This is a genomic window from Streptomyces sp. NBC_00683, from assembly GCF_036226745.1.
Classification (GTDB): Bacteria; Actinomycetota; Actinomycetes; order Streptomycetales; family Streptomycetaceae; genus Streptomyces.
The window spans coordinates 7,441,684-7,449,634 of record NZ_CP109013.1; the positions used below are offsets into that span (position 1 = coordinate 7,441,684).

The window sequence follows — 7,951 nt, forward strand, 5'->3', positions numbered from 1 at the left end:
TCAGGCACTGGCGAATGCCGAGCTCACGACCGCGGACATCGACGTCGTCGAAGCTCACGGCACCGGTACGCGTCTGGGGGACCCGATCGAGGCGCAGGCACTGCTGGCCACCTACGGCCAGGAGCGAGGCCACGGTGACGGCGACGAGCCGTTGTGGCTGGGGTCGGTGAAGTCGAACATCGGTCACACCCAGGCGGCTGCTGGTGTCGCGGGTGTGATCAAGATGGTGATGGCGATGCGGCACGGTGTGCTGCCGGCGACATTGCACGTGGACGAGCCGTCGCCTCAGGTGGACTGGTCGGCGGGTGCGGTGGAGCTGCTGACCGAGGCGCGTTCCTGGCCGGAGTCCGATCGGCCGCGCCGTGCGGCGGTGTCGTCGTTCGGCATCAGCGGCACCAACGCGCACGTCATCCTCGAGGCGCCGCCCGAGCCCGAACCGGCGGCCGATGTGGCGCCGCACGTCTCGGCTCCGGCCCCGGTGCTGTGGCCGGTCTCGGCGAAGTCCGATGCCGCGTTGCGGGCCCAGGTGGAGCGGCTGCGGTCGTACGTGGCCGAGCGTCCCGAGCTGGACGCGGTGGACGTCGGCTGGTCGTTGGCCACCACCCGGGCCGGTCTGGAACATCGGGTCGTCCTCGCCGCCACCGGGGACGTGCTCGCCACGGGTGTGGCGAACGAGGGCCGGACCGCGTTCCTGTTCACCGGTCAGGGTTCGCAGCGCGCGGGTATGGGGCTGGGGTTGTACGAGGCGTTCCCGGTGTTCGCGGAGGCGTTCGACGCGGTGTGCGCCCGGTTCGACGTCCGGCTGGAGCGTCCGCTGCGGGAGGTCCTGACCGACGGCGTCGACCTGGACGGGACGATGTGGGCGCAGGCGGGCCTGTTCGCCCTTGAGGTCGCCCTGTTCCGGCTGGTTGAGTCCTGGGGGGTTGCCCCTGACGTGCTCCTGGGGCACTCCCTGGGCGAGATCACCGCAGCCCATGTCGCGGGCATCCTCGACCTGGATGACGCGTGCGTGCTGGTAGGGGAGCGCGGCCGACTGATGCAGGCGCTGCCCGAGGGCGGAGGCATGCTTGCGGTGCAGGCGACCGAGGCGGATGTCTCGGACTCCGGCCTGGACATCGCCGCCGTAAATGGTCCTGACTCCGTGGTGCTGTCAGGTGACTTGGGCGCGATCGAACGATATGCGACGGAGTGCGCGGAGCGCGGTCTGCGGGTCAGTGTCCTGTCGGTGTCGCACGCGTTCCACTCCGCCCTGATGGAACCGATGCTGGCCGAATTCGCCGACGTGGTGCACGGATTGACGTTCCGCTCGGCGCGGATTCCGGTTGTGTCGAACCTGACCGGTGGGGTGGCCGAGCCCGGTGCCATGCAGCGGCCGGAGTACTGGCTGGACCAGGTCCGTCGGACGGTCCGTTTCGCTGACGGCATTGCGGCCCTCGCGGCCATGGGCGTGACGACCTGCCTGGAACTCGGACCGGACGGTGTCCTGTCCGGCATGGCCCAGGCCACCGCCGACGACATGCTCTTCGCGCCGGTCCTTCGCAAGGACCGCGACGAGACCGACACCGCCCTGACCGCCATCAGCCGCCTGTGGACCGCCGGGACCGACATCGACTGGCCCGGTGTGTTCAACGGCTGGGGCGGCCGAGCGGTGCCGCTTCCCACCTACGCCTTCCAGCGTGAGCGGTACTGGCCGCAGCCGTCGGCGACGTCGGCCGCCGGAGATGGCATGGACTCGGCGTTCTGGGATGCAGTCGAGCGTGAGGATCTGCAGGAACTTGCGGGTCTGGAGTCGGCGTTGCCGGCGCTGTCCGCCTGGCGGCAGCGTCACCAGGAACGCTCGACGCTTGATTCGTGGCGTTATCGGGTCACGTGGAAGCCGCTGGACGGCCTGTCGTCGTCGGCGGTGCTGACTGGTGTGTGGGCGGTCGTCGGTACCGAGGACCCCGAGGTGTCCGAGGCCCTGTCCTCGGCTGGTGCGACCGTGGTCGGTGTTCCCGCCGAAGAGGTGTCGGGGCTGTCTGGCCTGGCGGGTGTGGTGCTGGTGGCGTCCGGGGTGGCTGAGACGCTGGCCGTGGTGCAGGAGCTGGGTGAGGTCACGGCGCCGTTGTGGGTGGTGACGCGTGGCGCGGTGTCCGTGGGCGGTTCGGACCGGCTGGTGAACCCCAGCCTTGCCTCGGTGTGGGGTCTGGGCAGGGTTGCGGCGTTGGAGGTGCCGGACCGTTGGGGTGGTCTGGTCGATCTTCCTGAGGTTCTGGATGGCCGGGCGGGTGCCCGTTTGGTGGGGGTTCTGGCTGCCGGTGGTGGTGAGGATCAGGTTGCGGTTCGTGGTTCCGGGGTGTTCGGTCGGCGGTTGGTTCGTGCGGTTCCGGCGGGGGCGGTGGATGCGTCGTGGAATCCGTGTCCGTCGGGGACGGTGCTGGTTACGGGTGGTACGGGTGCGTTGGGTGTGGAGGTGGCGCGTTGGCTGGCGGGTCGGGGTGTGCCGCATCTGGTGTTGACGAGTCGGCGGGGTGTGGCGCCGGAGGGTCTGGTCGAGGAGTTGTCGGCGCTGGGTGCGCGGGTCACTGTTGTGGCTTGTGATGTGGCTGATCGGGAGGCGTTGGCGGAGGTTGTTGCGGGTGTTCCCGTCGGCTTGCCGTTGACCGGGGTTGTGCATGCGGCGGGTGTGGTGGATGACGGGTTGTTGGAGGGGTTGTCGTCGGAGCGTTTGGTGTCGGTGATGGCGCCGAAGGTGGATGGGTTGGTGAATCTGGATGTGGTGACGTCGGGTTTGCCGGTGGAGTGGTTGGTGGTGTTCTCGTCGTTGGCGGGGACGGTGGGTAGTGCGGGTCAGGGTAATTACGCGGCGGCTAATGCGTGTGTGGATGCGTGGGTGGAGTGGCGTCGTGGGCGTGGTCTGCCGGCTGTGTCGGTGGCGTGGGGTCCGTGGGCTGAGGGGGGTATGGCGGCTGGCGGTGTGGTGGTGGAGCGGTTGCGGCGTGGTGGGGTGCGTCCGTTGGACGTGGAGTTTGCGTTGCGGGTGTTCGGTGAGGCGGTTCGTGGTGGTGTGGATGTGACGGTGGCGGACATCGACTGGGAGCGGTTTGTTCCCGGGTTCGTGTCGGCGCGTCCCAGTCGTCTGCTGGCGGAACTTCCCGAAGTAGCTGCTGTTGCACCGGTGTTGCCTGCAGGTGGCGGTGGGCCGAGCCTGCGGGAGCAGTTGGCGATGGTTCCGGCGGGGCAGCGCCAGCAAGTGCTGCTGGATCTGGTGCAGGGTCAGGCGGCTGCGGTGCTGGGGCATTCCGGTGCGCAGGCGGTGGAGCCGGGGCGGGCGTTCCGGGATCTGGGCTTCGACTCGCTGATGGCAGTCGAACTGCGCAACCTGCTGTCCGCGCGGACCGGGCTACGACTGCCCGCCACCCTCGTCTTCGACCACCCGGCACCGGCAGTCCTGGCCGCGTACCTGTCCGCCGAACTGACCGACATCGGCGTCACCGCGGCGCCCGAGACCGCGACCCCGGTGCTCGCGCCGGTGGACGAGCCGCTCGCGATCGTCGGAATGGCGTGCCGGTTCCCCGGCGGCGTCACCTCTCCCGCCCAATTGTGGGACCTCGTCGCCGACGGAGTGGACGGCATGTCGCCGTTCCCGGCCGACCGCGGCTGGCCGTCCGACGCACCCGGCGGCGTAGGCGCGTTCGTCACCGATGCTGACCGGTTCGATGCCGCGTTGTTCGGGATCTCGCCGCGTGAGGCGCTGGCGATGGATCCGCAGCAGCGGTTGCTGTTGGAGACTGCGTGGGAGGCGTTCGAGTCGGCGGGGTTGGACCCGCGGTCGCAGCGCGGCCGCAGTGTGGGGGTCTTCGCCGGAACCAACGGCCAGGACTACGCACAGGTTCTCGCGGCGTCGCAGGACGCCGGTGACGGGCACGCGGCTGTGGGGAACGCGGCGGCGGTGCTGTCCGGCCGGGTCTCGTACGCGTTCGGGCTGGAGGGCCCGGCGGTCACCGTGGACACGGCGTGCTCGTCGTCGCTGGTCGCTCTGCACTGGGCGGGGCAGGCACTGCGGGCCGGTGAGTGCGAACTCGCCCTGGTGGGCGGTGTGACGGTGATGTCCACCCCGGCTGCGTTCACGGAGTTCGACCGGCAGGACGGGCTGGCTGCGGATGGTCGGTGCAAGGCGTTTGCGGGTGCGGCGGACGGGACGGGCTGGGGCGAAGGTGCAGGTCTGCTGCTGGTGGAGCGGCTCTCGGACGCTCAGCGCAACGGGCATCAGGTGCTCGCGGTGGTGCGCGGGAGCGCGGTGAACCAGGACGGCGCCTCGAACGGTCTGACGGCGCCGAACGGTCCGTCGCAGCAGCGGGTGATCCGCCAGGCACTCGCCAGTGCCCGTCTCACCGGCGCGGATGTCGACGTCGTGGAGGCGCACGGCACCGGCACGCGGCTCGGTGACCCGATCGAGGCGCAGGCGCTGCTGGCCACCTACGGCCAGGACCGTGGCGAGGGCGACGTGCCGCTGTGGCTGGGCTCTATCAAGTCGAACATCGGTCACACCCAGGCGGCCGCTGGCGTGGCCGGTGTGATCAAGATGGTGATGGCGATGCGGCACGGTGTGCTGCCGGCGACGCTGCATGTGGATGAGCCGTCGCCTCAGGTGGACTGGTCGGCGGGTGCGGTGGAGCTGCTGACCGAGGCGCGTTCCTGGCCGGAGTCCGGTCGGCCGCGGCGTGCGGGTGTCTCGTCCTTCGGTATCAGCGGTACCAACGTGCATGTGATCCTCGAGTCGCCGCCTCAGTCCGGACCGGGAGCGTTCGATGTGACGCCGAAGGCTCCGGATCTGGTGCCGTGGCCGGTCTCAGCGCAGTCCGAGCCCGCGCTGCGGGCGCAGGTGGAACGACTGCGGTGGTTCGCGGCCGAGCAGCCTGAGCTGGATCCGGTGGACGTGGGGTGGTCACTGGCGACCACCCGGGCCGTGCTGGAGCACCGCGCGGTGCTGGCCGGTAATGCGGTCCTGGCCACCGGCGCCGCCGGTGACGGGCGTCTGGCGTTCCTGTTCACCGGTCAGGGTTCGCAGCGCGCGGGTATGGGGCTGGGGTTGTACGGGGCGTTCCCGGTGTTCGCGGAAGCCTTCGACGCGGTGTGCGCCCGGTTCGACGTCCGGCTGGAGCGTCCGCTGCGGGAGGTTCTGACCGACGGTGTGGACCTGGACCGGACGATGTGGGCGCAGGCGGGCCTGTTCGCTCTCGAGGTCGCCCTGTTCCGGCTCCTTGAGTCCTGGGGCGTGATCCCGGATGTGCTCCTGGGCCACTCGCTGGGCGAGATCACCGCCGCGCACGTGTCAGGGATCCTCGATGTGGACGATGCGTGCGTGCTGGTCGCCGAGCGCGGCCGACTGATGCAGGCACTGCCTGCTGGCGGCGGCATGCTCGCCGTCGAGGCGACCGAAGCCGACGTCGCCGACTCCGGACTGGATCTCGCGGCCGTCAACGGCCCCCGGTCTGTGGTCCTCTCCGGTGACCTCGACAGGATCAACCGCTACGCGGCCGAGTGCGCGGAGCGCGGTCTGCGGGTCAGTGCCCTGTCGGTGTCGCACGCGTTCCACTCCGCGCTGATGGATCCGATGCTGGACGAGTTCGCCACGGTGCTGTCCGGCCTGACGTTCCACGCAGCGCGGATTCCGGTCGTGTCGAACCTGACCGGCGCGGTGGCCGAGCCCGGTGTCATGCAGCGGCCGGAGTACTGGCTGAACCAGGCGCGGCAGGCGGTGCGTTTCGCCGACGGTATCGCGGCGCTCGATGCGATGGGTGTGACGCAGTACGTGGAACTCGGCCCGGACGGCGTCCTGTCAGCCATGGCCCAAAACAACGCTGTCGAGGCCGAGTTCATCTCCGTCCTCCGCAAGGATCGGGACGAGACCGACACCGCGCTCACCACGGCCGGCCGCTTGTGGACGTCCGGATCCGACGTCGACTGGACGAAGTTGTTCGCCAGTTGGGGCGGCCGGGTGGTCGATCTGCCGACGTATGCCTTCCAGCGCGAGCGCTACTGGCCGCAGCTGCCGATGCAGGAGGTCCAGGACTCGTGGCGTTATCGGGTCACGTGGAAGCCGCTGGACGGCCTGTCGTCGTCGGCGGTGCTGACTGGTGTGTGGGCGGTCGTCGGTACCGAGGACCCCGAGGTGTCCGAGGCCCTGTCCTTGGCTGGTGCGACCGTGGTCAGTGTCCCGGTCGAGGAGGTGTCGGGTCTGCCTGGCCTGGCTGGTGTGGTGCTGTCTGCGTCCGGGATGGCGGAGACGCTGGCCGTGGTGCAGGGGCTGGGTGAGGTCACGGCGCCGTTGTGGGTGGTGACGCGTGGCGCTGTGTCGGTGGGTGGTTCGGACCGGCTGGTGAACCCCGGCCTTGCCTCGGTGTGGGGTCTGGGCAGGGTTGCGGCGTTGGAGGTGCCGGACCGTTGGGGTGGTCTGGTCGATCTTCCTGAGGTCATGGATGCCCGGGCGGGTGCCCGTTTGGTGGGGGTTCTGGCTGCCGGTGGTGGTGAGGATCAGGTTGCGGTTCGTGGTTCCGGGGTGTTCGGTCGGCGGTTGGTTCGTGCGGTTCCGGCGGGGGCGGTGGATGCGTCGTGGAATCCGTGTCCGTCGGGGACGGTGCTGGTTACGGGTGGTACGGGTGCGTTGGGTGTGGAGGTGGCGCGTTGGCTGGCGGGTCGGGGTGTGCCGCATCTGGTGTTGACGAGTCGGCGGGGTGTGGCGCCGGAGGGTCTGGTCGAGGAGTTGTCGGGGCTGGGTGCGCGGGTCACTGTTGTGGCTTGTGATGTGGCTGATCGGGAGGCGTTGGCGGAGGTTGTTGCGGGTGTTCCCGTCGGCTTGCCGTTGACCGGGGTTGTGCATGCGGCGGGTGTGGTGGATGACGGGTTGTTGGAGGGGTTGTCGTCGGAGCGTTTGGTGTCGGTGATGGCGCCGAAGGTGGATGGGTTGGTGAATCTGGATGTGGTGACGTCGGGTTTGCCGGTGGAGTGGTTGGTGGTGTTCTCGTCGTTGGCGGGGACGGTGGGTAGTGCGGGTCAGGGTAATTACGCGGCGGCTAATGCGTGTGTGGATGCGTGGGTGGAGTGGCGTCGTGGGCGTGGTCTGCCGGCTGTGTCGGTGGCGTGGGGTCCGTGGGCTGAGGGGGGTATGGCGGCCGGCGGTGTGGTGGTGGAGCGGTTGCGGCGTGGTGGGGTGCGTCCGTTGGGCGTGGAGTTTGCGTTGCGGGTGTTCGGTGAGGCGGTTCGTGGTGGTGTGGATGTGACGGTGGCGGACATCGACTGGGAGCGGTTTGTTCCCGGGTTCGTATCGGCGCGTCCCAGTCGTCTGCTGGCGGAGTTGCCCGAAGTTGCTGCTGTTGCACCGGTGTTGCCGGCAGGTGGCGGTGGGCCGAGCCTGCGGGAGCAGCTTGAGGGTGTGGCGGATGGCAGGCGTCGTCAGGTGCTGCTGGATGTGGTCCGGGCTCAGGCCGCTGCGGTCCTGGGGCATGCGGGTGCGCAGGCGGTGGAGCCGGATCGCGCCTTCCGGGATCTGGGCTTCGACTCGCTGATGGCAGTCGAACTGCGCAACCTGCTGTCCGCGCGGACCGGGCTACGACTGCCCGCCACCCTCGTCTTCGACCATCCGACGCCTGACGCCCTCGTCGACCACCTCCGCACGGAACTCACCCCCGGCGAGGCGCGGCAGGCGGCCTCGATAGCCGAGGAGATCGACCGCCTCGAAACATCCCTGCTGACGCTGTCCCGCGCCGACGGCGAGCGTTTCGACGTCTCGGGCCGGCTGCAGGCCCTCCTGGCGAACTGGCGTAAGGGCACTGCCCCGGACGACGAGACAGTCGCCGACGACGTGCTGGATCGGGCTGCCAGCGCCGACGAAGTACTGCAGCTGATCCAGAAGGAATTCGGGGGACCGAAGTGAACAGCGTTCAGACACCTCCCGTGAAGGGCGACGGCC

The 7,951-nt window shown here is 69.6% G+C and carries 1 protein-coding gene (cut by a window edge); it reads left to right on the forward strand.

Going from position 1 to position 7,951, the window contains the following annotated elements; translation table 11 throughout:
• A protein-coding gene (locus tag OG257_RS32635; protein WP_329213248.1) for a type I polyketide synthase crosses the window boundary here: on the forward strand, positions 1–7,915 show its 3' portion. The gene continues 24,962 nt to the left of window position 1, outside the view; 7,915 of the gene's 32,877 nt are visible here — the last part of the coding sequence; the start codon falls outside the window, past its left edge; the stop codon is at positions 7,913–7,915.
• The last annotated feature ends 36 nt before the right edge of the window (positions 7,916–7,951 follow it).